Source organism: Flavobacterium sp. 11 (assembly GCF_002754315.1).
GTDB lineage: Bacteria > Bacteroidota > Bacteroidia > Flavobacteriales > Flavobacteriaceae > Flavobacterium > Flavobacterium algoritolerans.
This window is the reverse complement of sequence record NZ_PEFE01000001.1, coordinates 3,364,596-3,390,940: the sequence shown is the minus strand read 5'-3', so window position 1 is coordinate 3,390,940 and position 26,345 is coordinate 3,364,596. Positions and strand designations below refer to the sequence as shown.

The 26,345-nt window shown below is 33.0% G+C and carries 26 protein-coding genes and 1 pseudogene; 15 read left to right on the top strand and 12 right to left on the bottom strand.

Translation table 11 applies throughout. The features are described 5' to 3' along the window. The first annotated feature begins 69 nt into the window (after positions 1-69). The 6 genes from CLV00_RS14715 to CLV00_RS14690 all read left to right on the top strand — a co-directional run bounded on the left by CLV00_RS14715 (position 70) and on the right by CLV00_RS14690 (position 6,096). Positions 70-2,274, top strand: a complete 2,205-nt coding sequence (locus tag CLV00_RS14715) for a TonB-dependent receptor (RefSeq protein ID WP_099715892.1) — start codon at positions 70-72, stop codon at positions 2,272-2,274. A gap of 202 nt (positions 2,275-2,476) precedes the next feature. Next, positions 2,477-3,097, top strand: coding sequence for a hypothetical protein (locus tag CLV00_RS14710; protein ID WP_099715891.1), 621 nt, complete (start codon positions 2,477-2,479; stop codon positions 3,095-3,097). Positions 3,098-3,175: 78 nt separating this feature from the next. Further along, positions 3,176-4,510 (top strand): 2TM domain-containing protein, encoded by a 1,335-nt coding sequence (locus CLV00_RS14705; RefSeq protein WP_099715890.1) that lies wholly within the window; start codon positions 3,176-3,178, stop codon positions 4,508-4,510. Positions 4,511-4,556: 46 nt separating this feature from the next. Next, entirely contained in the window at positions 4,557-4,862 is a 306-nt protein-coding gene (locus tag CLV00_RS14700; protein ID WP_099715889.1) for a 2TM domain-containing protein, read from the top strand. Positions 4,863-4,924: 62 nt separating this feature from the next. Continuing rightward, positions 4,925-5,260 carry a 2TM domain-containing protein gene (locus CLV00_RS14695; RefSeq protein WP_099715888.1) on the top strand — a complete coding sequence of 112 codons (336 nt, stop codon included), beginning with the start codon at positions 4,925-4,927 and terminating at the stop codon, positions 5,258-5,260. Positions 5,261-5,328: 68 nt separating this feature from the next. Next, positions 5,329-6,096 (top strand): LytTR family DNA-binding domain-containing protein, encoded by a 768-nt coding sequence (locus CLV00_RS14690; protein ID WP_099715887.1) that lies wholly within the window; start codon positions 5,329-5,331, stop codon positions 6,094-6,096. A gap of 93 nt (positions 6,097-6,189) precedes the next feature. Here CLV00_RS14690 and CLV00_RS14685 read toward each other — a convergent pair whose 3' ends face one another. The 4 genes from CLV00_RS14685 to CLV00_RS14670 are packed head-to-tail and all read right to left on the bottom strand — an operon-like array spanning position 6,190 to position 10,159. Continuing rightward, complete coding sequence (locus CLV00_RS14685; protein WP_099715886.1) at positions 6,190-6,963, bottom strand: CDP-alcohol phosphatidyltransferase family protein; 774 nt, start codon at positions 6,961-6,963, stop codon at positions 6,190-6,192. 58 nt (positions 6,964-7,021) lie between these two features. Continuing rightward, positions 7,022-8,044, bottom strand: coding sequence for a COX15/CtaA family protein (locus CLV00_RS14680; protein WP_099715885.1), 1,023 nt, complete (start codon positions 8,042-8,044; stop codon positions 7,022-7,024). Between the two features lie 51 nt (positions 8,045-8,095). Further along, entirely contained in the window at positions 8,096-9,529 is a 1,434-nt protein-coding gene (locus tag CLV00_RS14675; protein WP_099715884.1) for a CCA tRNA nucleotidyltransferase, read from the bottom strand. A 60-nt stretch (positions 9,530-9,589) separates the two neighbouring features. Continuing rightward, complete coding sequence (locus CLV00_RS14670; RefSeq protein WP_099715883.1) at positions 9,590-10,159, bottom strand: L-threonylcarbamoyladenylate synthase; 570 nt, start codon at positions 10,157-10,159, stop codon at positions 9,590-9,592. Between the two features lie 283 nt (positions 10,160-10,442). Between CLV00_RS14670 and CLV00_RS14665 the strand changes: the two genes are divergently transcribed. Then, positions 10,443-11,231: a glycosyltransferase family 2 protein gene (locus CLV00_RS14665; protein ID WP_099715882.1), complete on the top strand. Its 789-nt coding sequence runs from the start codon at positions 10,443-10,445 to the stop codon at positions 11,229-11,231. A gap of 210 nt (positions 11,232-11,441) precedes the next feature. Beyond that, on the top strand, positions 11,442-12,134 hold the full coding sequence (locus CLV00_RS14660; protein ID WP_233206913.1) for a lipopolysaccharide kinase InaA family protein: 693 nt from the start codon (positions 11,442-11,444) through the stop codon (positions 12,132-12,134). Here CLV00_RS14660 and CLV00_RS14655 read toward each other — a convergent pair. The 6 genes from CLV00_RS14655 to CLV00_RS14635 all read right to left on the bottom strand — a co-directional run bounded on the left by CLV00_RS14655 (position 12,131) and on the right by CLV00_RS14635 (position 16,690). Next, a complete protein-coding gene (locus CLV00_RS14655) occupies positions 12,131-12,883 on the bottom strand; it encodes a glycosyltransferase family 2 protein (protein ID WP_099715880.1) in 753 nt (250 codons plus the stop codon). The genes CLV00_RS14660 and CLV00_RS14655 overlap by 4 nt on opposite strands. 31 nt (positions 12,884-12,914) lie before the next feature. After that, positions 12,915-13,664, bottom strand: a complete 750-nt coding sequence (locus tag CLV00_RS14650; protein WP_233206934.1) for a CDP-glycerol glycerophosphotransferase family protein — start codon at positions 13,662-13,664, stop codon at positions 12,915-12,917. After that, on the bottom strand, positions 13,637-13,948 hold the full coding sequence (locus tag CLV00_RS16600) for a hypothetical protein (protein WP_233206912.1): 312 nt from the start codon (positions 13,946-13,948) through the stop codon (positions 13,637-13,639). Before CLV00_RS16600 ends, CLV00_RS14650 begins: the two co-directional genes overlap by 28 nt. A gap of 3 nt (positions 13,949-13,951) precedes the next feature. After that, a complete protein-coding gene (locus CLV00_RS14645) occupies positions 13,952-14,635 on the bottom strand; it encodes an NTP transferase domain-containing protein (protein ID WP_099715879.1) in 684 nt (227 codons plus the stop codon). A gap of 117 nt (positions 14,636-14,752) precedes the next feature. Beyond that, a complete protein-coding gene (locus tag CLV00_RS14640) occupies positions 14,753-15,814 on the bottom strand; it encodes a glycosyltransferase family 9 protein (protein WP_099715878.1) in 1,062 nt (353 codons plus the stop codon). A gap of 60 nt (positions 15,815-15,874) precedes the next feature. Further along, positions 15,875-16,690, bottom strand: a complete 816-nt coding sequence (locus CLV00_RS14635) for a 2,3,4,5-tetrahydropyridine-2,6-dicarboxylate N-succinyltransferase (RefSeq protein ID WP_099715877.1) — start codon at positions 16,688-16,690, stop codon at positions 15,875-15,877. Between the two features lie 145 nt (positions 16,691-16,835). Here CLV00_RS14635 and CLV00_RS14630 point away from each other — a divergent pair, with 145 nt between their 5' ends. The 3 genes from CLV00_RS14630 to CLV00_RS14620 all read left to right on the top strand — a co-directional run bounded on the left by CLV00_RS14630 (position 16,836) and on the right by CLV00_RS14620 (position 19,627). Continuing rightward, positions 16,836-17,570: a class I SAM-dependent methyltransferase gene (locus tag CLV00_RS14630; protein ID WP_099715876.1), complete on the top strand. Its 735-nt coding sequence runs from the start codon at positions 16,836-16,838 to the stop codon at positions 17,568-17,570. 23 nt (positions 17,571-17,593) lie between these two features. Continuing rightward, positions 17,594-18,010, top strand: a complete 417-nt coding sequence (gene ruvX / locus CLV00_RS14625; protein WP_099715875.1) for a Holliday junction resolvase RuvX — start codon at positions 17,594-17,596, stop codon at positions 18,008-18,010. 120 nt (positions 18,011-18,130) lie between these two features. Next, on the top strand, positions 18,131-19,627 hold the full coding sequence (locus CLV00_RS14620) for a malate:quinone oxidoreductase (protein ID WP_099715874.1): 1,497 nt from the start codon (positions 18,131-18,133) through the stop codon (positions 19,625-19,627). Between the two features lie 61 nt (positions 19,628-19,688). Here the strand turns inward: CLV00_RS14620 and CLV00_RS14615 are convergent, their stop codons facing one another. Beyond that, positions 19,689-21,902, bottom strand: coding sequence for an FUSC family membrane protein (locus tag CLV00_RS14615; RefSeq protein ID WP_099715873.1), 2,214 nt, complete (start codon positions 21,900-21,902; stop codon positions 19,689-19,691). Between the two features lie 196 nt (positions 21,903-22,098). Between CLV00_RS14615 and def the strand changes: the two genes are divergently transcribed. The 4 genes from def to CLV00_RS14595 all read left to right on the top strand — a co-directional run bounded on the left by def (position 22,099) and on the right by CLV00_RS14595 (position 25,627). Further along, positions 22,099-22,686, top strand: coding sequence for a peptide deformylase (gene def / locus CLV00_RS14610; protein ID WP_099715872.1), 588 nt, complete (start codon positions 22,099-22,101; stop codon positions 22,684-22,686). Positions 22,687-22,775: 89 nt separating this feature from the next. Next, positions 22,776-23,276 (top strand): DUF5606 domain-containing protein, encoded by a 501-nt coding sequence (locus CLV00_RS14605; protein WP_099715871.1) that lies wholly within the window; start codon positions 22,776-22,778, stop codon positions 23,274-23,276. Between the two features lie 81 nt (positions 23,277-23,357). Beyond that, positions 23,358-24,131, top strand: a complete 774-nt coding sequence (gene mazG / locus CLV00_RS14600; RefSeq protein WP_099715870.1) for a nucleoside triphosphate pyrophosphohydrolase — start codon at positions 23,358-23,360, stop codon at positions 24,129-24,131. A gap of 47 nt (positions 24,132-24,178) precedes the next feature. Continuing rightward, entirely contained in the window at positions 24,179-25,627 is a 1,449-nt protein-coding gene (locus tag CLV00_RS14595) for an APC family permease (protein ID WP_099715869.1), read from the top strand. 12 nt (positions 25,628-25,639) lie between these two features. On the opposite strand, the pseudogene CLV00_RS14590 reads toward CLV00_RS14595, so the two are convergent. Continuing rightward, positions 25,640-26,319: pseudogene (locus tag CLV00_RS14590) on the bottom strand (Crp/Fnr family transcriptional regulator). Positions 26,320-26,345 lie beyond the last annotated feature (26 nt).

The following is a 26,345-nucleotide window of genomic DNA, read 5'->3' as shown; positions in this document are numbered from 1 at the left end:
CAGTTCAGTAATAACTTTTTCTGGTTCTGATTTTTGCAATAGATATTTGCTTCATCAAAATCAAATATCATGAAACCAACATTTACGCAACAATCAAATCATTCGAACACAAGGTTTAAATTTATTTTTACGTTTGCCTTTTTAGTATTCAGCTTAACTATTTTTTCACAAAATACAATTTCAGGAAAAGTGGTAGATGAGAAAGGAAAACCGGTTTCAGGTGCTAATATTTTTATTGAAGGAACTTATGACGGTGCTTCCAGTAGTGAAACGGGGAATTTTAGTTTTACAACTACAACAACCGGAAATCAAACTTTGGTTGTGAGTTTCCTGATTTATGAAACTTCAAAAACAGTAATTGATGTGGCTAATTTCCAAAATAAAACCATCAAATTACGAGAAAGTGTTACATCGCTTGACGCGGTTGTGATTACAGCAGGTACATTAGAAGCGGGCGATAAAGCAAGAGTTTCTGTTTTAAAACCGTTAGACATCGTAACTACAGCGGGTTCGGCTGGAAATATTATTGCGGCTTTGCAAACGTTGCCAGGAACACAAACGGTAGGCGAGGACGGCCGATTGTTTGTTCGTGGTGGCGAAGCCAATGAAACACAAACTTTTGTAGACGGGATTCGGGTGGCACAGCCGTATGGCGCAACCACGAATAATTTACCAACACGAGGTAGGTTTTCTCCCTTTTTATTCAGCGGAATATCATTTTCTACGGGTGGTTATTCAGCGGAATATGGCGAAGCGTTATCCAGTGTTTTGTTATTGAATACACAAGATGATCCAGACCAAAACAAAACCGAAATCGCTTTGATGACTGTAGGTTTAGGAATTGGAAATACCCAAAAGTGGAAAAAAAGTTCGTTGAGCGTAAATGCGAATTATATCAATTTAGCGCCGTATCAAGCGGTTATTCCTCAAAATGTGGATTGGAACAGTCCTTTTCAATCGTTGTCAGGAGAAACCGTTTATCGTTATAATTTCAATAATGGAATTTTGAAAGTATACGCTGCTTTTGATAGTTCTAAATTCGATATTAATCAGGAAAATATCAATTCGCCAGAGAAAATCAGAGTTGACTTGAATAACAATAATTTCTATTTGAACTCGTCTTACAAAGGCGTTTTTGGGAACAATTGGCAAATTACTTCCGGGTTAAGTTATGGCTACAGCAATAATAAAATAAATTTGGATTCAGATAAAGTGGCGAATGATGAAAATGCGGCTCATTTGAAATTAAAATTGAAAAAGAGCTTTTCTGAAAGATTGAAACTGTCTTTTGGAGCGGATTATTTTGTTACTCAATTCAATGAAGATTTTAAGGAAAATACAGGTTCGGTTTTCACCAATGGATACGATGCTAACATTGCGGCAGTTTATACGGAAGCCGATATTTTCTTCTCTAAAAAATGGGCAGCCAAAGTAGGAGTTAGGGCTTCAAATAACGATTTACTGAATGAAACCGCCATTTCACCCCGAATTTCATTTGCCTATAAAATGGCTAAAAACAGTCAGTTTTCATTTGCTTATGGCGATTTTACCCAAACTCCAAACGCGGAATACATCAAGTATTCCAACAATCATCAGTTTGAAAGTGAAAAGGCTTCGCATTACATCTTGAATTTTCAATACAATAAGAACGGAAAAACCTTTCGTGCAGAAACTTATTTTAAAGACTACAGCAATTTAGTAAAATTTGACACCCAAATGGCGGCGTATAATTCGGTTTATGATAATTCCGGTTCTGGTTATGCGAAAGGATTGGATTTGTTTTGGAGAGACGGAAAATCAATCAAAAACTTAGAATATTGGGTTTCCTATTCGTACATCGACACAGAGAGAAATTATAAAAATTTTAGTTCTCAAGTGACACCAAGTTTTGTTGCAGATCACAGCTTGTCAATCGTTACTAAATACTGGATAAACGACTGGAAATCACAAATAGGTTTTACGAATTCATACAGTTCTGGACGTCCTTATAACAATCCAAACGAAGCTAAATTTATGAACGGAAAAACAAAATCCTACAACAGTTTAAGTTTCAATTGGGCGTATTTAGTGTCACAGCAAAAGATTTTATACTTCTCGGTTTCTAATGTTTTAGGTTCTCAGAATGTATTTGGATACGAATATGCCAACAATCCCGATAATACAGGCTTTTACAATAGAAAAGAAATTGTTCCTACGGCCGATCGCTTTTTCTTCATAGGATTCTTTTGGACAATCAGCAACGATAAAAAAGACAATCAGTTGAAGAACCTTTAAAACGAGTCACAAAGTCATAAAGTCTACTGTCTTTGTAAACTCTTTCAACTGTATAACTTTCAACTAAATCACAATTCATCCATCAAATTCTACAGTTCAGTATCTATAAATTTTAAACCAATAAAAACTGAGATACTTTTGAAGTATAAATTATTGCAACGTTTCAATCATCAAAAAAATAACCATTTTAAAACAAGAAATCATGACAAAAGTTATCACCACAATCGTATTATTAGTATGTAGTTTATTATCGGCTCAAGGGCAATTCGAACAAGGAATGGGAAAAGCATTCCAGCTTTGGGGCGAAGGAAAAAACACGGAAGCTTCTGATTTATTCGAAAGAATAGCTGGTGCAGAGAAAACAAGTTGGCTGCCTAATTATTACGTTGCATTAGTGAATACAACGACCGCTTTTAGAACAAAAGATAAAGATCAAATGAATTTATTACTTTCGAAAGCACAAAAATCATTGGATATAGAAATGGATAAAAATCCCAATAATGCTGAATTATTGGTAATGCAAGCAATGATTCACACCGCTTGGATTGCTTTTGATCCAATGACGAACGGACAAAAATTATCTGGAACGGTTATGGAATTGTACGGAAAAGCACAGGCAATTGCACCGGAAAATCCAAGAGTTGTTTTTGGTAAAGCCGAATTTGAAATAGGTGGTGCTAAATTTTGGGGAACAGACACTAAACCAATGTGTGTGCAAATTGAAAAAGCTATTGGACTTTTTGCTACTTTTAAACCTGAAACACCTTTCTCTCCAAAATGGGGTTTAGAAAGAGCTTTAGAAGCACAGAAAAATTGTAAATAGGAAGTAGAAACAAGAAAGAATAGAAGTGATTTTCAAGTCTTTTATTGATGCTACAATCAGAATAAATATCAAAATAAAATGAATAGAATATATAAAGAACTTCAAAGAGCGATAAAATTGACACTTATTATTTTTGCTGTGATTCAATTAGTCAATGTGATAATGGGAAGTGAAGTTTATTTTGGTAAAAGGTTGTTAGTCAATTTTTTATTCACAATGATGTATACTTTTTCTTTATACGCATCCAATATGTTCCTTTTTTGGAAATTAGACTCTTATTTTGAAGATAAATTTTCTGTAAAAAGATTGACTCTGGGTTTTATAGGTTCGTTTTTAGTTTCACTAGCAGTTATTTTTTTAATGCACTTATTTGAAGAAGTGGTGTACAACAAGAATTCCTTTGATTATTTCTTGGCAAACGAAAAACCTTCAAGTTATTTAGCATCGATAATAATCACTTTTTTTGTCACATTATCCATTTACACGATTTCATTTTACAAAGCGTATAATGAGAACAAAGTCAAGGAACAGAAAATTATTGCAGGAACAGCTAACGCAAAATTCGAGAGTTTAAAAAATCAAATTGATCCTCATTTTCTATTTAACAGTTTAAATGTATTGAGCTCTTTGATTGAAGAAAATCCAGATAATGCGCAGCGGTTTACGATTTCATTATCAAAGATTTATCGCTACGTATTAGAACAAAAAGATAAAGAGCTGGTTTCGGTTGAAGAAGAATTGGCTTTCGCCAAAACGTACATGAATTTATTGAAAATGCGTTTTGAAAACAGTTTGTTTTATGAATTACCAACGACAGCTATAAATTCAGATGCCAAAGTAGTGCCGCTCTCTTTACAACTTTTATTAGAGAATACGGTGAAGCATAATGTGGTTAGTGAACAAAGGCCATTACACATTCGGATTTATGTTGAGGGCGATTATTTAGCCGTTCAAAACGATTATCAAAAGAAAGAAGTATTGCAAGAACGTCAAGGTGTTGGTTTACAAAATATCGTCAACAGATATGGAATTATAACCAACAGAAAAGTATTGATTATTCAAAACGAGAAAACATTTACGGTCAAAATACCTCTTTTGACAAAACAAATTACAGTTATGGAAACAACTACAAATTACAATGAAGATACCTCTTATTATAGAGCTAAAAAACGTGTGGAAGAACTTAAAGGGTTTTACGGAAACTTGATTTCTTACTGTTGTGTCATTCCATTTTTGATATTTATAAATTTAACATATTCTCCACATTTTCAATGGTTTTGGTTTTCTGCTGCAGGATGGGGATTTGGATTGGTGATGCATGCTTTCAAGGTTTTTGGATACAGTTCCAATTGGGAAGAAAGGAAAATCCAGGAAATTTTACAAAAAGAAGAGCAAAAGCAAACATGGAAATAATAGGCTAAGGCTTTTTAAACGTTGAACAAATTTTAAATAAAAAATCATGGAAAATACATATCAAAACGAAGAGCGCTATTTTAAAGCGAAAAAACAAGTAGAAGAAATAAAATCATTTTATGGCAACTTGATTGCTTATGTTGTTATAAACCTAGGATTGATGATTCTGAATTTAGTAACATCTCCGAATCATTTGTGGTTCTTTTGGCCATTAATCGGTTGGGGACTCGGAGTGTTTTTTCATGGATTGAAGGCTTTTAATTTTAGTCCTTTTCTCGGAAGAGACTGGGAACAGCAAAAAATTAAAGAGTTTATGGATAAAGAAAATGAAAGAAAAGACAATTGGACTTAATGTCGTGATTTTTATCTCAAAATAGAATTTGTTTTTAATAGTAAATACATAATACCATCAAGATGAAAAGGAATTATAAATCGGAGTTTGAAGGGTTTCAGCCAGAAGATAAATATGCTGATGCGCAACGAAAAGTGAAACGATTAAAGGGATTTTACACGCATTTAATTGTTTATATAGTCATAAATATAATGATTGTGTTTATCAATATTAGAGATTTAGATGCAGGAGAAAGCTATTTTAAAATAGAAAATTTCTTTACGGCTTTCTTTTGGGGAATTGGATTATTGGTGCATACATTTTCTATATTTATGCCCAATTTTATTTTTGGAAAAAACTGGGAACAGCAAAAAATCAAGGAATTCATGGAAAAAGAGAAAAGTGAGAAATGGGAATAGAACCAGAGATTCAGCCCTAATTTAATTTCAGTTAACCAAAATCACCAAAATAAACGATTCAATATTAAATGATGACAATAATAATCGAAGACGAAAAACCAGCTGCAAGATTGTTGCAACGAAAATTAGAAAAACTAAATATTCAAGTAGACGTAATGCTGCATTCAGTAGAAGAAGCAATTGATTGGTTTTCTAATAATGAACATCCGGAATTGATTTTTTTGGACATTCAATTGTCGGATGGATTGTCATTTGAAATATTTGATAAAGTTCAAATTAAGAGTGCTGTGATTTTTACAACGGCTTATGATGAGTATGCTTTACGTGCTTTTAAATTGAATAGTATCGACTATCTTTTGAAGCCTATTGATGAGGATGATTTAGAGGTTGCCGTTTCTAAATTTAAAGCGCGTTTGCCAAAACAAGAAACCGGCTCCCGAGACTTCGGGATGGATTTTGAGCAGATTAAAAAAATGCTTTCCAATCCATTTGAAAAAAATTATAAAAAACGGTTTACGGTAAAAATAGGGCAACATTTGAAAGTGATTGCTACCGATGAAATTGAGTGTTTTTTTAGTGAAAATAAAGGGACGTATCTTCATACTTTCGATAACAGGAATTATTTAATTGAAACGACTTTAGAACTTTTGGAGCAGGAATTAGATCCGGCAGCTTTTTATAGAGTTAGTCGAAAATTCATAGTTCCTCTCAAGGCAATTAAAGAAATTGTAGTCTACAGCAACTCTAGATTAAAAGTTATTTTGCCTTCATATAAAGAAGACGAAGTGATTGTTAGCAGAGAAAAAGTTTCTGATTTTAAGAATTGGATTGGCTAATTAAACAGTTAGATTTTTAATTTAGATCGAATTATTTAAAAATCTGATAATATGTATATTATGTTTCCAGTATAGATTATCCTTATGACGGTTTTAAACCTTGAAAACCACTTTTCGAATGCCAATTATGACGAAAATTAGTGCCGTGTAAATTATAAAAAACGGAATGATATATTCAATTAAATCCATAGGTAGCATTACCGCAATTATCAATAGTTGAAAACCCAAACCGTAAATTGAAAGTACGGTCATAAACCAGTTTGGAAACGTTTTTACTTTGTATGCTTCTTGGTCAAGTGCGTGAATTATTTTATCAAAAGTACCGTAAACAATAGTGTAAATCCGGAATAAAATATCAACTGATTTTTGGGTTTCTCCAGACAAAGCTTTCGGAGATTTGTATTCGAAAATTTTGCTGGTTGTATCTCCACCTACTGATTTATTTCTTAAAATCACATAGTAATAATTGTATAAAGTTCCCTGCAATTGAATGCCGATAAAAGCCAAAACAGTAAACCAAAATGATGTTTGCGAAACATAACAAATGGTCATTAAAAACAGAAAGTTTAAGATGATATCAAATACGCTGTCCAAGTATCTTCCGGTATAAGAAGGAGTATTTTTTAATCGTGCCAGTTCGCCATCAGCAGCATCAATCATTGATTTTAGAATGATGAAAAAACTGGCTAAATAGTAACTTCCTTGAAGAATACAGTAAATGGCAATCAAGCCTGAAACACCAAAAAGTAAGGTGACATGTATAGGAGTGAACCGAGTGTTTTTTAATTGATTGGCAAGAAATTTTCCAAATGGTCTTCCATAATCTGATAAATCTAAAAATTTATCTTGAGCAGCAAGTTTAGACATTTATGTTTATAAACAAAGAAATGCGACAATATAGTCAGGTATTATGGTTGGTATATTTTTATTTTGATAATCGATGTAAAGTGAATGTCATTGCCGTCAGTAAAAAGAAAGCCATTACTTGATGTAATAATCCTAACCAAAGCGGTACACTGTAAAGCAACGTAAAAACGCCTAATGTGAATTGCAAAAATACGATTAATACCAAGATATTGATTCCTTTTTTCTGTAACGAAGAAAGGATGTGTTTTTTACTGGAGAAATAAAGCGCAAGAATCAATCCTACTACAACATATGCCATGGTTCGGTGTACAAATTGAACGCCGCTTTTTCCTTCGATAAGATTCAAAAACAAGGTGCTTTTTTCTATAAAAACACTGTCGTGAATGAATTGTCCATCACTCATTAATGGCCAGTGATTGTGTATTAAACCTGCATTTAAGCCTGCAACAAACCCACCATAGATAATTTGCAACAACAAAAATACTAACGCAACGCGTGCTAGTTTTCGCAATGGAAGTATAACTGTCGCTTTGTTTGGATAAATTAAATCCAAAGCTACCCAAAGTGTATACGCAAAGGTAATAAAAGCAAATGTGAGGTGTAATGCTAATCTAAAATGACTTACATCAGGATTGTCGATTAATCCGCTTCTAACCATGAACCAGCCCAAAAATCCTTGAAAACCGCCCATGAATAATAAAACCACACATTTTTTGATGGTTTCGCTCGAAAGACGTTTCTTGAACAAGAAATAGACAAAAGGAACGATAAATACTAAACCTATTATTCTCCCTATAAAACGGTGGAACCATTCCCAGAAATAAATGAATTTATAATCACTTAGGGTAAAATCATTATGTATATTGATTTTTTGATATTCTGGAAATTTTTTATATTCTTCAAAAGCATGAGACCATTTTTCTTCTGTTAAAGGCGGAAAAGTATCGGTTACTAAATGCCAATCGGTCATTGATAAACCTGAATTGGTCAATCGGGTAATTCCTCCCACTACAACCATCATAAACAATAATAAGCATCCTGATAACAACCAAATGATAACGTAATTATTCTCTTTTTTCATTGTTTGAAATTAATTTATGCAAAGATATTTGAAATGTAATTAATTGTTAATTCAACAAGCGTTAATCTTTAATCCAATTTTTGCGGCTCTTTTTAGCATAAATTGATACGCTGCCTCATATTCATTTGGAATTTCTCCTTCCAGAATCGCCTCTTTTATGGCTTCTTTCAGCATTCCAATTTCTTTTGAAGGCTTTAAATTGAATTTTTCCATAATCTCTTCACCTGATATTGGTGGTTGAAAATTACGAACCTGATCACGTTCTTCGACTTCTACAATTTTCTTGCGTACAATTACAAAATTGTTGTGGTATTTCTTGAATTTATTAGGATTTTTGGTAGTAATATCGGCTTCACACAACGTCATTAAATTCTCTACATCTTCACCGGCGTCAAAAACCAAACGACGCACCGCTGAATCCGTGACCGTGTCTTGTGATAACACAATCGGGCGAGAACTCATCATGACCATTTTTTGTACAAATTTCATTTTGTGATTTAGTGGCATGTGTAAGCGTTCAAATATTTTTTTTGCCATTTTTCCACCAAGAAATTCATGTCCATGAAAGGTCCAACCTTGTTTTTTGTTAAAGCGTTTTGTTGGTGCTTTTCCAATGTCGTGCAATAATGCTGACCAGCGCAACCAAACATCATCTGTATGCGGACAAATATTGTCAACAACCTCTAAGGTGTGATAGAAATTATTTTTATGCGTATGACCTTCAATTTCTTCCACTTGATTCAAAGCGGTCAATTCCGGAAGGATAATATCTAAAAGCCCAGTTTTGAATAATAGCAAGAATCCTACGGAAGGTTTATCTGTCGAAAGTATTTTATTCAATTCATCAACGATGCGTTCTCCGGAAATGATTTTGATTCGGTTTGCGTTTTTGGTTATGGAGTTCAACGAATTTTCTTCGATATCAAATCCCAATTGGTTTGCAAAACGAATGCCTCTCAACATGCGCAATGGATCATCAGAAAAAGTAATATCTGGATCCAAAGGTGTTCTAATTATTTTATTTTTTAAATCTTCCAATCCGTTAAAAGGATCCGAAAGTTCTCCAAAATTAGCAGCGTTTAAAGATAAAGCCAGCGCATTTATGGTAAAATCACGACGATTTTGGTCGTCTTCCAATGTTCCATTCTCTACAACAGGATTGCGACTCTCAAAATGATAGGATTCTTTTCGGGCACCTACAAACTCAATTTCAGTATCTTCAAAACGCAACATCGCTGTTCCGTATGTTTTGAAAACTTGAACTTTTGGTTTTTTTGGAAGTAATTGGGAAACTTTCAAAGCTAATTCGATTCCGCTGCCAACAGCAACAATATCAATATCTTTTTTAAAGTCTCTATTTAAAAGTAAATCTCTCACGAATCCGCCAATAACATAACTTTCGATGTTAAGTTCTTGGGAAGCTTGAGAAATTACTTCGAAAATTTTATTATTTAAGGCTTCTTTATATGAAGTTTTGATACTCATTTTTAAAATGTTTAAAGTCTAAAGTTTAAAGTTGCTAAACTTAAAACTGAATACTGCAATCTATTTCCGAATCACTTTCACCTGAGAATCATTCGTTAATTTTATTATTGTTGACGGTTTTCCACCGATTTTTTCACGGTGCAAATTTACAACATAGTCCACACCTTTTATAATTTCCGGGCTAATATCTTTGAAGGCTATAGGAGTGGGTTGACCTGAAATATTTGCAGATGTCGAAACCAATGGTTTTTTCATCTTTTCCATTAATTTGAAGCAAAATGGTTCTTTCACAACGCGAATTCCTAGTGAGTTATCAGTAGAGATTATATTGGGAGCTACATTTCTGGGTTTGTCCAGTATTAAAGTAGTTGGTTTTTCGGATAAGTCAATGATTTGCCAGGCAACTTCAGGAATGTCTTTGAATACATTGTACATCATTTTTTCACCATTCATCAAAACAATCATACTTTGGGTTTCGGCTCTTTGCTTGAGTTTGTATATTTTGGCAACAGCCTCAGGATTTGTTGCGTCACAACCAATTCCCCAAACGGTATCGGTAGGGTACAGGATAATTCCGCCTTCCTTGATTACTTCGTAAGCTTTGTGAACTTCTTCGTTTATATTTTCCATATTTTTATTTTTGTGGAGATTTTAAGTTTTAGTTCAATAAAACTAGTGTAATTTCCAGAGTGTAAAAATACTTCATTTGGGCTTTGCAATCCAAATATATTTCGAAGCGTGATTAATCCCTTTCCTGTTTTTTTACTTTAATTTTAGAACATTTGATAATTCAAGCTATTTAAATTAATATTTAGTGTTATTTTGGCATAATTTTGAAATTTAGAAGACTAAAATTTAGTGTCTAATTAATTAAAAAATCAAAATTTAAATTAATTTATTCAAACAATAGAAAATGACATCAGCACTTTTAATTTCTACATATAATTGGCCAGAAGCACTTCGTTTAGTTATGATTAGTGCTTTATCGCAAACGGATTTACCTAATAAGATTCTTATCGCTGATGACGGTTCTGGCAAAGAGACAGAAGAGCTTATAAGGGAACTTCAACTTAAAAGTAGTGTTCCGATTCTTCATTTTCATCAAACAGATAAAGGTTTTAGGAAAGCAAAAATTTTAAATAAAGCTATAGCGGGAACTAATGTTGATTATATTATTCAAGTTGATGGAGATTGTATTTTGCATCCTAATTTTGTGAAGGATCATTTAAGCTTTGCAGAAAAAGGCATGTATTTATATGGCTCTCGTGTTAATATACTTCCTACTGCTGTTGGGAAAATTTTTAAAACCAAGAAAATCTATTTTAATTTTCTTTCTAGTGAAATTAAAAATAGAACTAGAACCTTGCATATTCCATTCTTGTCAAGACTATATAAATCACATGAAGGAATTTCTAAAAAATTTAGAGGTTGTAATGTTTCGTTTTGGCGTGATGATTTTATAGCGGTCAATGGCTATAATGAAGACTTTGAAGGTTGGGGGAGGGAAGATTCGGATTTAGCCATTCGACTTGGAAACAATCATATAAAAGCTAAAAGACTTCGTTATGCTGGAATTGTTTATCATATTTTTCATAAAATAAGTTCAAAAGATTATTTTGAATTAAATGATAAAATACAAAAGGATACTATAGCAAATAGAACGGTAAGAGTTTTAAATGGAATAGATAAGTATTTGAAATAGATTTTTTAGTTATTCGGTATACTAGCTATTTTTATTTGGAGATTTTTTTTAATAAAATTATTATTGGATATATGGTAAACCTTAAATTGGATAAATAAAAAGCAATACCTACTTTTGTTTATTCTTATTATTCTATTGATGCAAATAAATATTCATTCTCATTTTCTTAAACATAAATCAAAATTATTGAGTTGTATTGAAAATTTTGATATGACAGGAATCCTTTTTGGTGATGGAAAACGAAACAAAATAAAATTATTTGATTTAGACTCTTTAACGATTAATATCAAATCGTTTAAAATCCCAAATCTAATTAATAAAATTGCTTACAAGTATTTTAGAAAGTCTAAAGCCAGACGTTCCTACGAATATGCGAATAAATTGCTCGAAAACGGAATAGGAACGCCACAACCAATAGCTTATTTTGAAAATTATAATTGGTTGGGTTTGACAGATAGTTATTATATCAGCGAACATCTCCAGGCCGATTTGACTTTCAGAGAATTGGTAAATGATCCTAATTATCCCGATTTTGAAAATATTTTACGTCAGTTTACTAAATTTTCATTCGATTTGCATCAAAAGGGAATTGAATTTTTAGACCATTCACCAGGAAATACTTTAATTAAAAAGACAGCTGAAAATCAATATAATTTCTATTTGGTAGATTTAAACCGAATGAATTTTCATGAAACAATGGATATTGATCTGCGCATGAAAAATTTGAGCAGGCTTACGCCAAAGAAAGAAATGATTGCAATAATGAGTGATGAATATTCTAAACATTATTCAGAATCCAGCAGTTTGATTTTTGAAAAAATGTGGTATGCAACTAATGAGTTTCAGGAAAAATTTGCCCGTAAAAAGACATTAAAAAAGAAACTTAAATTTTGGAAATCTTAGCGATTTGAATTCATTTCCTTTAATTCCTGAAAGCGCGTATACACACTAAATGCTTTTAAATAGCAAATAACAATTCCGTTTTTGCCATCTAAAAAACCCAATCTAAAGATGTATTTATTTAGGAATAGGTACAATGGTCTGATGTAAAAATGAAAAAACGTAGGTTTAATTCCTTTTTTGAACTCTTCTTTAGCTTTTAATTTTCCGTAAAAAATCATTTTTTGCTTGTAATCGGAATAATTTCTATAAGAATAATGGATTAATTTGTTCTTTAATTTTCCAGTTTTTCCAGTAACGATTAATTTTTCATGTACAATTTTATCTAAATTATAATGTGCATTTTCTTTTTTGAAAAGCCTGAAAATTTTATCGCTTTGGGAACCGCTAAATCGTATTTTGGTATTTTCGAACATGAAAGTTCGATAGAAATAATACGCCGAATGTGACTCTCTCAGTTGAATTACCTTCAGTATTTCCTCTTTTAGTTCTGGAGTTAACCTTTCGTCAGCATCTAAAAAAAGAATCCAGGAATTCTTAGCCAGACTAATGGCATAGTTTCGCTGAGTGGCATAATTCTCAAAAGGGTGTTGTACAACAGTTACATTATTGTAAGTGGCTGCAATTTTTGTAGTTTCGTCAGTGCTAAAGGAATCTACAACGATAATTTCATCAGCTATATCCAAATTTTCTATAACAGATGCAATATTGTGTTCTTCGTTATAGGTTATGATTAAGGCACTTAATGACATTTTTTTTAGACAGTTTTTCTTTGTTACAGCACTATTTTTTGAAAATGGAGTTGATTTTAAATCTTCTCAATATTGAAAGTTTACGTTTTTCTGGCACTCCATTTTTCTTGATATAATCGGCAACGGCATCAACCATTCTTTTCGCTGATTTCCCGTCATTATAAGGATGGTAATTTTCAAAAATGAATTTGCGTTCTTTTGAATATGGATCCTCATTAAGGTTTTTCTCAACTAATGGTATAAGTTCAGTATAGTTGGAACTATTTTGCCAAAGTATATTATCTGATATGTTATTGAATGTAATAACAGGCTTGTCTAGTAATAGAAATTCATAAATTACAGAGGACGTATCACTGATTAGTACATCTGAAATCAATAAGAATTTGATAATGTTTTTTTCTGTTTCAAAAATTATATTAGGAATTTCATTGGCTAAATCTTTATAGATTTGAATCCAAGACTCGTCCATTAATGGATGAAATTTCAATAAAATTAAATAATCTTTATTCTCTGAAAGTAACTTTATTTGCTCCACTAAAAATGGGGCAGAAGTCAGTTTTGGAGAAAATGTAGGTGCGTAAAGCAGTATTTTTTTTGCATTATACTTTTGAAGTAATTCCTTTCTTTCTTGTTCAAAAACGGATTTGTCGGTTCCATAAACATCTAATTTTGGCCAACCGGTTTCAATAACATCAAAGTCTTTATGAACCGATTTTAATTTGTTAAATCGTTCTGTAAAGTAAGGGCCTTGTGTTAAGTATAAGTCAAAATAATGGCGTATTCTAAAATGTCCTTTTTCTCTCCTGCTAAACCATGAAATATTTGAACTTTTAAGCCTCTTAAATAGTGAGGAACTTCATTTCCGGGAACAAAAATGGCATCGCTTTTATAGTTTTCTAATTCAGTTATAGTCGATGTATTCTTTTCATTTTTAAACGGAAAATCGGCACTTATTTTGTCGTTTACATACCAAATATAATCATGTCCGTTATTTTCAAGATAGGCTTTTATAGGTTCAAGAATTCCAAAAGCATAATTGTTTTGACAAAAAAGAATACATCTCATAGTTTAACTAAATATTTTATTTGCATTTTCTAAATCCTCAGTAAAATCAACTTCTATGCAACTATATTTTGAGATATCGATAGGTTTCACACAAATAGCTTCGTGCTCAATTGCCATCTCTAATCCTTTTTCGAAATAGTCATTATCATCACATTCTTCTAATCTTTTTATAAAAGAATTTATATCTTTTGAAGAAATGAAATTTATTCCTACTGCCTCGCCTAATCCATTTTTTACTTCTTTAGAAAGTTTATCAATGTAATTGTCTTTCAAAGTGTATTTTACTTCCTCGTCAGCAACTTTGCTTGTATTAACCGCTACAAATGATTCATTTGCTTCAATATGTGGATGAAGGATGTCTAATATTAAGTCATCAAAAACCACATCGCCATTAAACCATAAAACAGATTCATTTTTGTATTTTTTTAAAGCACGCAACAAGCTTTTTGAAGTGTTTGTTTGGTCAAAAAACGGATTATAGATATAAGTTAATTCAGGAAAACGCTCCATGATTAAATCTTTCTTAAAACCGACAACTACATTAATATCGTCAATATCATATTTAGATGTAATGTTTTCTGTTTGTATTTCCATTATACTTTTTCCATTTTGAAGTAAAGTCAATGGTTTAGGAAATGGATTTCCAAGTCTAGAGCCTATACCTGCTGCCAGAATAATTATTTTCATTTGTGTTAAATTATGTGTTTTCAAAAATAGTTTAAATGATTAACATTTAAAAGGTATTTACTTTTATTCCGCCTACAAAGGATAGAGTTACTGTTTTGAGCGTAGTTTATAAGGATATTAGCTAAAATTATTCTTTAAAAACAACACCAATTCAGCATGAAATAATTCAGGCGTAAATTGATTGTAATAACTACGGTTGTTTTTCAATTCTTTTCTGGATTTTGCTTTAAAAACGTCAGGCTTGTAGTCTTTTAGATGAATGGCTTTGTTTTTTATTCCGTCTTCAAATGTACTCCAGCTTTCTTTTTCTATCCATGGGGAAAAAATCGTAAACGTTGGTTTGTCGAGTGCTTTGGCCATGTTGATAGCTCCACCGTCATTTCCAATAATGGCATCACATTGATTCATAATGGCGATAAACGATCTTAAATCACCACCTAACAACTCAAAATAAATTTTCTCTTGAGTTGAAGATTTACAAGCATCAAAAATAGTTTTCGCATCGTTGGTTTGCTTTGGAAAATAATTAAAAAGAATATTTAAATCTTTATTTTCGGCTATTGTATCAATAACTTTTGCCATATATTCCAGTGGATATGTTTTGAGTCTTTCACTTCCCAAAAGGCTAATCATCACAGTTTTTCGGTCTTTTTTTAATTGGTATTTTTCAAAAAGTCTTACAGCTTTTTGATTTTCTTCATCTGTAACAAATAATTTTGGTAACGGATCAATTTGAATTGATAACTTCAAAGGATCTAATAATGACAGTCGTCTTTCGATTGCTAAACCAAAATTAGTTTTTGGAGCAGCCTGATAAGGGATATTGTCTGTATATAAAAATTTTCGCCCTTTCTTCTCGTAAGATATTTTCTTTTTGGCTCCACTTAAAAAAACAATGAGCCAGCTTTCGAGTTTAGAATAAGCATCTATGATTATGTCATATTTTGTAGCTCGTATTTCCAGCGCTAAACTCAAGAATTCTTTTTTGCTTTTGCGGTGTTTTTCCTCAAATAAAATAATGGTATCAATATTAGGATTACCTTCTAAAACTGGAGTTGTTGACGCATACACCAAATAATCAATTTTGGCTTCAGGATAGGCAGTGCGTAGATTATTGCATAAAATGCTGCTTATCAAAACATCACCAATCATCTTTTGTTGTATAACTAGTATTTTCATAATATAAAAAACCTCCCGTTTAAGGGAGGAATATACAATAATTTTTTATTTTAAGAGGTATTAAACCGCTACGTCATATTCACGTAAAGCATTATTCAATGATGTTTTCAAATCTGTCGAAGGTTTACGTGTCCCAATGATTAACGCACAAGGTACTTGGAATTCACCTGCTGCGAATTTTTTAGTGTAACTTCCAGGTATTACAACAGAACGAGCAGGAACATACCCTTTCATTTCAACTGGAGTTTCTCCTGTAACATCAATAATTTTAGTAGAGGCAGTCAAGCAAACATTGGCACCAAGAACGGCTTCTTTCCCAACATGAACACCTTCTACAACAATACAACGAGAACCAACAAAAGCACCGTCTTCGATAATTACCGGAGCAGCTTGTAAAGGTTCAAGAACACCACCGATACCAACACCACCACTTAAGTGTACGTTTTTACCAATTTGAGCACAGCTTCCTACAGTTGCCCATGTGTCTACCATAGTTCCTTCATCAACATAAGCACCAATGTTTACATAACTTGGCATCAAAATAACGCCACTAGAAATATAAGCACCGTAACGCGCTACAGCATTAGGAACTACACGAATTCCTTTTTCGGCATAGCCTCTTTTTAGCAACATTTTGTCATGGTATTCGAAAATTCCAGATTCTAAAGTTTCCATTTTTTGAATAGGGAAATACATCACAACCGCTTTCTTTACCCATTCGTTTACCTGCCATCCTTCACCAACTGGCTCGGCAACACGTAATTTTCCAGTGTCTAATAATTCAATAACTTCTCTGATAGCATCAGTTGTTGTCGTTTCTTGCAACAAGGCACGGTTTTCCCAAGCTTGTTCTATAATTGTTTGTAATGGATTCATTTTAGTTAGATTTTTGACAAAGATATGTTTTTTAACTAAAATCAAAAACGCAAATTGATTTGAAAAATGTTACAGATTTAACTTATAGTATATTTAATGTTTTTCAAATGTTGTAAATTTGAGGAATAAATGAAAATCATTCAAAATGAAAGATAATTTCTCCAAACAAGCTGCTGAGTATTCTAAATTTCGACCACAATATCCAGATGCAATGATTGATTATTTGGTTTCATTTGTCAACAACAAAAGAGTTGCACTAGATATTGCTACCGGAAATGGACAAGTCGCACAAAAACTTTCGAGTTTTTTTGAAACGGTTTATGGAATTGATATTAGTCAGAACCAACTTAACAATGCGATTCCAACGGAAAACATAATTTACAAAGTAGCCGCTGCAGAAAACACCTTTTTCAAAAATCAGGAGTTTGATTTAATCACAGTTGCCCAAGCAGTTCATTGGTTTGATTTTGATTTGTTTTACAAAGAAATTTACCGAATCTTAAAACCAGATGGAATCTTTGCCGTTCTGGGGTATGGTTTGTTTTCGACCAATGCGGATTCGGATAAGATAGTGCAAGATTTTTATCAAAATATAGTAGGACCATATTGGGATGCCGAGCGAAAATTCTTGGATGAAAATTACAAAACAATACCATTTCCATTTGATGAAATTGTTACGGAAACTTTCGAAAATAAGTTGACATGGACTTTTGAGGAACTTATAGGATATTTGGAAACATGGTCAGCGACACAACATTATATTTCGAAAAACAATAAAAACCCAATAGATTTGATTTACGATGATTTGAAAATTTCTTGGCTAAAAAGCGATAAGAAAGTGACTTTTCCGTTGTTGCTAAGAATTGGAAAATTAAAATAGTTACCTTTGAAAAAAATATACAAATGCCAAGAATTCTCGCCATAGATTACGGACAAAAACGAACAGGAATAGCCGTTACCGATGAAATGCAAATTATAGCTTCGGGATTAACAACCATTCCTTCCCCAACTGCAATCGCTTTTTTGAAGGATTATTTTTCCAAAGAGAAAGTAGAGGCTGTTCTCATTGGTGAGCCTAAACAAATGAATGGAGAACCTTCAGAAAGTGCTTCCATCATAAAAGGTTTCGTAACGCATTTTACCAATCATTTTCCGGATATGAAAGTCATTCGGGTTGATGAACGGTTTACTTCAAAAATGGCTTTTCAAACCATGATTGACAGCGGTCTTAGTAAGAAACAACGTCAAAATAAAGCACTTATCGATGAGATTTCGGCAACGATAATGCTTCAAGATTATTTGACTCGGAAGATGTTTTAAAAATCCAACTGCAAAGCTGGTCAACTGACCAAAATAGATTTGAAATTCCTTACTTTTTAACAATAATTTGTTACATTTTTTTTGCATATATAAAGTATCTTTGCACTTTAAAATTTTGTTATGCCCGATACAACCATTCGTTCGCAAAGTGATGTAGTTCTTATAGGAGCTGGAATAATGAGCGCCACTCTTGGCTTAATCCTAAAAGAGTTACAACCAGATATAAAGATTGAAATATACGAAAGATTAGATATGGCTGCTGCCGAAAGTTCTGATGCATGGAATAATGCCGGAACTGGACATTCTGCTTTTTGTGAGCTTAATTATACTCCAGAAAGTGAAGATGGAAGCATCAACCCAAAAAAAGCAATTAGTATTGCGGAATCTTTCGAGGTTTCCAGACAATTTTGGGCCTATTTAGTACAACAGAATAAAGTTTCATCACCTGAAAATTTCATTAAAAGTATTCCTCACTTGAGTTTTGTTTGGGGAGAAAAAAATGTAGAATACCTTAAAACAAGATTTGAGGCTTTACATTCGAATCCTCTTTTTAAACAAATGGTTTTCAGCACTGATTTTATGCAATTAAAAGAATGGATGCCTTTGGTTATGGAAGGTAGAAATGAATCTGAGAAAGTTGCAGCAACTTCAATGGCTATTGGTACCGATGTAAATTTTGGAGAATTAACCCGAAATATTTTTAGTTATTTGACTAAATTGGATGGAGTTACGATGTATTTCAATCATGAAGTCCAAAAATTGAGACAACGTGAGGATAAATCGTGGAGAATAAAAATTACTGATTTGGCTACAGGCCAAAAAAGAAAAGCATATACCAAGTTTGTTTTTATTGGTGCTGGTGGCGGTTCATTACCGTTATTAGAAAAAGCAAACGTTCCCGAAGGAAAAGGCTATGGCGGTTTCCCTGTGAGCGGACAGTGGCTAAAATGTACCAATCCAGAAGTGATTGCAAAACATCAGGCAAAAGTATATGGAAAAGCGAGTGTGGGTGCACCACCAATGTCTGTACCACATATTGATTCCCGAATGATAAATGGAGAAAGACAACTGCTTTTTGGACCTTTTGCAGGTTTTTCAACTCGATTTTTAAAAAATGGTTCGTATTCTGATTTGCCTTTATCCATAAAACCGGATAATATCATTCCGATGCTTGCTGCAGGAATTAAAAATATACCACTTACAAAATATTTGATTGAGCAAGTACGTCAGTCTCCTAAAGACAGAATCAATGCGTTGAGAGAATATGTTCCTGGTGCAAGATCTAAAGACTGGAAATTAGAACGTGCAGGACAACGTGTTCAAGTAATAAAAAAAGACGAAAAAGAAGGCGGAATACTTGAGTTTGGTACTGAAGTAATCACAACTGCTGATGGAACTTTAGCTGTTTTATTGGGTGCTTCTCCTGGTGCTTCAACCGCAGTTTCTATTATGGTTGATTTAATAGGAAGATGTTTCAAAGATGAAATTGAAACGCCGGAATGGCAGGAAAAATTGAAAGTGATGATTCCTTCTTATGGTCAGACTTTAAATGATAATCCAGCTTTATTAGCCGAAATAAGAAAAGATACTGCTTCTGTTTTAAAACTGAATAATTAGTATACAGTGTTTAGTAATCGGTGTTCAGTAAGCTACTGATCACTGATTACTGATCACTTTTTTAAAACTCCATTAATTCTTTTGTGGTTTTTAAAATATTTTCAGAGAGATTAGTCAACCAGATTAATTGTTCTATAACCAATTGCGCCTCCTGCATTTTCAATTGAAACGCTTCTTCATCAATAGGAATTCCTTCTTTTAATTCTTTGGCTCTAATGTTTTTTAATTCAGTAAATCGCATGGCCAAATCTTCTTTTGGGAGATTTTCTTTTAGATATAAATCATTCTCTTTCAAAAGTGCAATTGCATTATCCAGATTTCTAATGACAGTATCCACTACAACATTAAACGCTTCAGAAGCTGATGTAGTTTTATGCGATTGAATGTATGTTCCTAACGAAGCTGATGATGATAGCAAGGAATGATTCAGCACCGCTAATTTATATACCTGTGGTAATTGCTTTTGTTTCGATTTTGGTTCTTGTACCATTCTTTGGAAAGAAGCCATTAAATTTCCTATTTCGATAAAAGCATTTTTTCGTGCTAAACGATACGAAGTAGAAATAGTCCCTTTTTTATTATAAAAAATCGAAATTTCTTTCAAGTAATTTTGATTTGCAATAATCGATTTTTCTATGTGTGACGGAATATTTAAAAACTCCCACGAAGGCCATAAAAAGTGATTGGCAAGGAAAGCTAAAGCAGAGCCTACAAAGGTATCGAGTATTCTATATTGAACTACATCAACAATATTAGGAGTTAATATTCCGTAAATAAAAACAACATACATGGTCACAAATGTGGCGCTGACTTTATAATTTATTTGGGTAAATGAAAACCCCAAAAGCATGCTTAAAATAGAAAGTATACTGATTGTGATGTTATCGTGTACCAATGAAAGAATCCCAAAAGCGATTAATCCGCCTATGATAGTACCGAAAATTCGATGAAAAGAACGTTGTTTCGTTAAACCATATCCAGGCCGCATAATAACTATAATAGTCAGCAAAATCCAATAGACGTTATGAAAAGGCAGTATGTTTCCAATGATAAAACCAATCAACAATGTTATGGTTAGTCGTAACGAATGTCTGAAAATTGTGGAAGAGAAACTGAGATTTTCAATCAAAGTGCTCAAAGGATAATATTGAGGCGTCAGGAATTTTTCTAAGTCTTTGTCCTGTTCTTTAAAATCCTGTGAATTGAAGGCTAGCGTAAAAGCACGTTCTACAATTTTTATTTTCTCCACTTGTTTTTCAGCATATTGTAGCATAGTGGTCAGCATAAAAACACCTTCGGAAGCGGGAACTTTTCCTAAATCATTTTCATAATCAGTGATAGCAAGTTGCAAAGCATTCAAGTCACCTCGTAAAGTATGTTTAGAGATGTATTTAGTTCGGTTTTGTACGCTTTTGGACAATTTTTTTAAACTTGCGGCAAGATTGTAGGCTAGTTTTTGATAGGTTAACAAGACCTTTGGATGGTCGTCAAATTTTTGATGCAATTTATCATGGTCGAATGAAGTTGCTAATGCAAGCTCCAGAATTTCCATCAATGAAATAAAAACGATTAACATTTTTCGGTTTTGATTGGAAGATCCAGAAGTCGTATGACTGCTAATCAATACTTCTCTTATGTTTTGTCGAATGGTATTCAGTTCTACCTGAAGGTGTAATTGTTTTTCAATAATTGCTTTTCTATCAGCATCAATCGTCCATAAATCGCCTCTTAATTTTAAATATTTAGCCGTAAGTTTAATGCATTCTGCAATTTGTAATTCAACATAGCGATGAGGTCTTACATAATGAAAAATGAGGGAAATCATTAGATAAAATAATCCTCCGAATAATATTAAAAGGGAGTGTTGGACCATTGCCCAACCGGTATTGATACTTGCAAACGCCAATGAAACTGAAATTAGCGCAGAGAAAGAGACCATTGTTGCCCGTTGTCCATAGACGGAAATCATTGAAATCAGAAAAATTAATACAGCCAAAAAAGGATAGAAAATCAAGGAATAAGGATAGACAATATTCACTAACAAATTGACACCTGCAACAAGTAAAGCCGTAACCAGAATACCGTTTATTTTATGTTTTAGATTACTGGGAATATCGCTTGGATAAGTGAAAAAAGCACCTAAAGCGATGGTAAAACCTATTTCGAATTTGCCTAAAAAGGAAAGTACTACAACCGGAATAACTGCTGCGATTGTTACTTTTAGAGCATTAGTGAAATAAGTGCTGTCGGTAAATTTTCGGATTTTGTAAATCATACAATTGGATTACAAGCAAAGGTAAGAATTGAGTGACTGATTCAAAGAATAATTTGCCCTGTTTTTGCCTAAATGGTAAAAAAACGCGAATTATCAATACAGGATTATTCATTGTCTATTTTTTTACTATTTTTGCACACTGAATTAAAGGGAAACTTATTTCAGTTTATAGTAGATAATACTTAATATAAAAACAATGATTTTACCAATTATAGGATACGGTGATCCAGTTTTAAGAAAAGTAGGCGAAGTTCTTTCACCAGAGCATCCTAATTTGAAAGAAACGATTGCTAACATGTACGAAACGATGTATAATGCCTATGGTGTTGGACTTGCCGCACCTCAAGTAGGATTGGCACTTCGTTTATTTGTAATCGATACGACGCCTTTTAGCGATGATGAAGAATTAGGAGACACAGAACAAAAAGAATTAAAAGGATTCAAAAGAACTTTTATCAATGCAAAAATGATAAAAGAAGAAGGTGAAGAGTGGAGTTTTAATGAAGGTTGCTTGAGCATTCCAGACGTTAGAGAAGATGTATATAGAAATCCAACCATAACAATTGAATATTGCGAAGAGGATTTTGTAATGAAAACCGAAGTTTTTGATGGATTAATTGCCAGAGTAATCCAACATGAATACGATCATATTGAAGGAGTATTATTCACAGATAAAATTTCGTCATTAAAAAAACGATTGATTCAAAAGAAATTGAAAAACATTTTGGAAGGAAAAACATTCCAAGACTACCGAATGAAATTTTTTGCTAAAAAAGGAAGATAAAACAGCTTTTACAGCTTTATCTTGGTATGATTTTTGGTTTTAAATGAAAAAATAAATAAGTCAAATTCTTAATAATAATTACACAAAACATGAATTTAGAAAAAATATTAGCCATTTCTGGGAAACCAGGTTTATATGTATTAAGAGTGCAAACACGTACTGGGTTTGTTGCTGAATCATTATTGGATGGAAAAAAAATCACAGTAAACTTAAAAAGTAATGTGAGTTTATTGTCGGAAATTTCAATTTATACGTATGAAGGCGAAAAACCATTAGCTGAAATCATGCAAAAAATTGCTGATAAGGAAAACAAAGGTCAAGCAATTTCACATAAAGAAGACAATGCTACATTGACAGCTTATTTCAAAGAAATTTTACCTGATTATGATGAAGAAAGAGTGTATCCTTCTGATATCAAAAAAGTTTTAAACTGGTATAATATGTTGCAAGCAAAAGGATTAGTTACTGATGAAGTACCTGCTGCTACTGAAGAAACACCGGCTGCTGAAGAACTTGTTGCTGTTGCTGAAGAAGTTCCTGCAACAGAAACTAAAACTCCTGCTAAAAAAGCAAAAGCTAAAAAAGAGTAATTTTACTTTAAAATAATATTTAATCCTGTTCAGCTATTTTTCTGAACAGGATTTTTTTATTTTTACCAAAAACCATTTCTGATGAATTCAAGACAAAACCAACTGCATGCTTTCGAAAGATTATTAGACATTATGGATGATTTGCGAGAAAAATGTCCTTGGGACAAAAAGCAAACCATGCAAACCTTGCGTCATCTGACTATTGAAGAAACCTATGAATTAGGCGATGCTATTTTAGACAACGATTTAAACGAAGTCAAAAAAGAACTTGGGGATTTGTTATTGCATATTGTTTTTTATGCCAAAATAGGAAGCGAGACGAACGATTTTGATATGGCCGATGTCTGTAATGAAATCTGTGAAAAGTTAATTCACCGTCATCCCCATATTTATAGTGATGTTGTGGTAAAAGACGAGGAAGAAGTAAAGCAGAATTGGGAGAAACTAAAGCTCAAAGAAGGTAAAAAATCTGTTTTGGAAGGTGTTCCAAAAAGTTTACCCGCATTAGTTAAAGCTAGCCGAATTCAGGATAAGGTAAAAGGAGTGGGTTTTGATTGGGAAGAATCGCATCAGGTTTGGGATAAGGTTCAAGAAGAATTGGAAGAATTGCAAGTTGAGGTTCAAGCAGGAGATCAAGATAAAATTGAAGCCGAATTTGGAGATGTTTTATTTTCTATGATCAATTACGCCCGATTTCTTAATGTAAATCCCGAAGATGCTTTGGAACGCACCAATAAAAAATTCATTAAACGCTTTCAATATTTGGAAAGTAAAGCTGGAGAATTAGGAAAACCATTAATGGATATGACACTTGCTGAAATGGATGTTTTTTGGGAAGAAGCGAAGAAGCTATAGTATTTATTATTAAATAATTAAATTATCATCATTTATAAAATTATCCAATGCCAGAAAATAAAACCGAGTTAAAACGTTCTTTAGGATTAATTGATGCCACGAGTTTAGTAGCCGGTTCCATGATAGGATCCGGGATTTTCATAGTTACATCAGCTATGGCAAGAGATATTGGATCTGCTGCCTGGTTATTGGTAATTTGGTTGGTAACGGGATTAATAACGGTCGCTGCGGCATTGAGTTACGGAGAATTGGCAGGAATGATGCCGAATGCGGGCGGACAATTTGTTTACATACAACGCGCGTACGGAAGATTAGTTTCTTTCTTGTACGGTTGGACCGTTTTCACGGTAATTCAAACGGGAGTTATTGCCGCAATTGCGGTTACTTTCGCTAATTATGCGGCTATCTTCTTTCCTGTTTTAGATCATACACTTTTTACGATTGGTACCGGTTTTGTTTTTTCGTACCAAAAAGTGTTGGCTATTTTTAGTATAATACTGCTCACGTACATTAATACCAAAGGTGTCGAAAGCGGAAAAACAGTTCAATTGATTTTTACCTCGGCTAAATTAATTGCGCTTTTTGCATTGATTATTTTAGGATTGTATGTTGGTTTACAAACGGATGTTTTGTCCAATAATTTCGAAAATATGTGGGAAGCCAGCAAAACAGTTGTGAATCCTGACGGAACAATTACAGTAACAAAATTAGCAGGAATGGCAATTTTGGGCGCTGCAGGAGCTACTATTATTAACTCTTTATTTTCAAGTGATGCCTGGAATAATGTTACTTTCATTGCAGGTGAAATTAAAGAACCCAAAAAGAATATTCCCCGAAGTTTGTTTCTTGGAACCTTGATTGTGACCATTATTTATGTTTTAGCGAATGTTGCTTATTTGGCTTTGTTGCCAATGCAGGGAACTCCAAACGCTGCTGATATTGCCAGTAACGGAATCATGTTTGCCAGTAATGACAGAGTAGGTGCGGCTGCTGCAAGTATGATTATGGGAAATATAAGTGTTTTTGTAATGGCAGGCTTAATCATGGTTTCCACTTTTGGTTGCAATAGCGGTTTGATTCTTTCGGGAGGAAGATTGTTTTTTGCCATGGCAAAAGACGGATTATTTTTCAAACAAGCAACAGAACTTAATAAAAACCAAGTTCCTGCAAAAGCATTATGGGTGCAATGTATCTGGGCTTGTGTGCTTTGTATTTCAGGAAAATTTGGGGACTTGTTAACGTATGCGACTTTTGCGTCTTTGTTATTTTATATACTGACGATTCTGGGTGTTTTCATCCTTCGAAAAAAAGAGCCTAAAGCAGATAGACCTTATAAAGCGTTTGGGTATCCATTTGTACCTGCACTTTATATTGTGGTTACAGTAGCAATTTGTCTCACTTTATTGATTTATGATACGTTCAATACAGGCTTGGGATTGTGTATTGTGGCGTTGGGAATTCCGGTGTATTATTTTGTGATGAATAAGAAAGACTAAAGAGAATTGGAATTAATCTGCTAATTTTTTTAGTTTGTTGATGTCTTTTAGAATAATTTTTTTTCCATTCAATTCAATAAGTCCTAATTTATTAAAATCAGAAAGTAAACGGATGCAACTTTCAGTGGCAGTGCCAATAATACTGGCTAGTTCATCTCTGGAAAGTTGTATTTTTAACGAATTATCCTCGTTTTTTCCAAAGGTATTGTGTAAATAAAGAAGCGTTTCGGCTAATCTTTCTTTGACTGTTTTTTGGGCTAAATTGACCATATGACCATCAGCTTCTTTTAGGTCACCGCAAATAGTTTTCATCACATTCATCGAAAACTGATTGTTTTTGTCAAAGTATCCCATCACTTCTGACTTTGGAATAAAACAAACCTGCATGTCTTCAAGAGCTACGGCGCTTAGATTTACCGGTTCATCACTAATCATGGAACGTTGTCCCAGTAATTCACCTTTTGTAACCAGTTTTACAATGTGATCTTTACCATTTGCACTGAGTTTAGTCAGTTTACAAACACCATCTTTTATACAATAAATACCATTTACATTTTCTCCTTCTTCAAATATAACCTCCCCTTTTTAATGATATGGGATGTTTTACAGTCAGAAAGTTTTAGTAATTCTTCTTTAGTAAGTGCTTTTAAAGAGCTAAATTCTCTGACGATACATTGTTCGCATTTGCTCATATTGTTTGTGATTTATTGGTACTACA

Coding starts and splice junctions, on each gene's coding strand:
- CLV00_RS14715 (WP_099715892.1), top strand. CDS start 70: ATGAAACCAACATTTACGCAACAATCAAATCATTCGAACACAAGGTTT.
- CLV00_RS14710 (WP_099715891.1), top strand. CDS start 2,477: ATGACAAAAGTTATCACCACAATCGTATTATTAGTATGTAGTTTATTA.
- CLV00_RS14705 (WP_099715890.1), top strand. CDS start 3,176: ATGAATAGAATATATAAAGAACTTCAAAGAGCGATAAAATTGACACTT.
- CLV00_RS14700 (WP_099715889.1), top strand. CDS start 4,557: ATGGAAAATACATATCAAAACGAAGAGCGCTATTTTAAAGCGAAAAAA.
- CLV00_RS14695 (WP_099715888.1), top strand. CDS start 4,925: ATGAAAAGGAATTATAAATCGGAGTTTGAAGGGTTTCAGCCAGAAGAT.
- CLV00_RS14690 (WP_099715887.1), top strand. CDS start 5,329: ATGATGACAATAATAATCGAAGACGAAAAACCAGCTGCAAGATTGTTG.
- CLV00_RS14685 (WP_099715886.1), bottom strand. CDS start 6,963: ATGTCTAAACTTGCTGCTCAAGATAAATTTTTAGATTTATCAGATTAT.
- CLV00_RS14680 (WP_099715885.1), bottom strand. CDS start 8,044: ATGAAAAAAGAGAATAATTACGTTATCATTTGGTTGTTATCAGGATGC.
- CLV00_RS14675 (WP_099715884.1), bottom strand. CDS start 9,529: ATGAGTATCAAAACTTCATATAAAGAAGCCTTAAATAATAAAATTTTC.
- CLV00_RS14670 (WP_099715883.1), bottom strand. CDS start 10,159: ATGGAAAATATAAACGAAGAAGTTCACAAAGCTTACGAAGTAATCAAG.
- CLV00_RS14665 (WP_099715882.1), top strand. CDS start 10,443: ATGACATCAGCACTTTTAATTTCTACATATAATTGGCCAGAAGCACTT.
- CLV00_RS14660 (WP_233206913.1), top strand. CDS start 11,442: ATGACAGGAATCCTTTTTGGTGATGGAAAACGAAACAAAATAAAATTA.
- CLV00_RS14655 (WP_099715880.1), bottom strand. CDS start 12,883: ATGTCATTAAGTGCCTTAATCATAACCTATAACGAAGAACACAATATT.
- CLV00_RS16600 (WP_233206912.1), bottom strand. CDS start 13,948: ATGAGATGTATTCTTTTTTGTCAAAACAATTATGCTTTTGGAATTCTT.
- CLV00_RS14645 (WP_099715879.1), bottom strand. CDS start 14,635: ATGAAAATAATTATTCTGGCAGCAGGTATAGGCTCTAGACTTGGAAAT.
- CLV00_RS14640 (WP_099715878.1), bottom strand. CDS start 15,814: ATGAAAATACTAGTTATACAACAAAAGATGATTGGTGATGTTTTGATA.
- CLV00_RS14635 (WP_099715877.1), bottom strand. CDS start 16,690: ATGAATCCATTACAAACAATTATAGAACAAGCTTGGGAAAACCGTGCC.
- CLV00_RS14630 (WP_099715876.1), top strand. CDS start 16,836: ATGAAAGATAATTTCTCCAAACAAGCTGCTGAGTATTCTAAATTTCGA.
- ruvX (WP_099715875.1), top strand. CDS start 17,594: ATGCCAAGAATTCTCGCCATAGATTACGGACAAAAACGAACAGGAATA.
- CLV00_RS14620 (WP_099715874.1), top strand. CDS start 18,131: ATGCCCGATACAACCATTCGTTCGCAAAGTGATGTAGTTCTTATAGGA.
- CLV00_RS14615 (WP_099715873.1), bottom strand. CDS start 21,902: ATGATTTACAAAATCCGAAAATTTACCGACAGCACTTATTTCACTAAT.
- def (WP_099715872.1), top strand. CDS start 22,099: ATGATTTTACCAATTATAGGATACGGTGATCCAGTTTTAAGAAAAGTA.
- CLV00_RS14605 (WP_099715871.1), top strand. CDS start 22,776: ATGAATTTAGAAAAAATATTAGCCATTTCTGGGAAACCAGGTTTATAT.
- mazG (WP_099715870.1), top strand. CDS start 23,358: ATGAATTCAAGACAAAACCAACTGCATGCTTTCGAAAGATTATTAGAC.
- CLV00_RS14595 (WP_099715869.1), top strand. CDS start 24,179: ATGCCAGAAAATAAAACCGAGTTAAAACGTTCTTTAGGATTAATTGAT.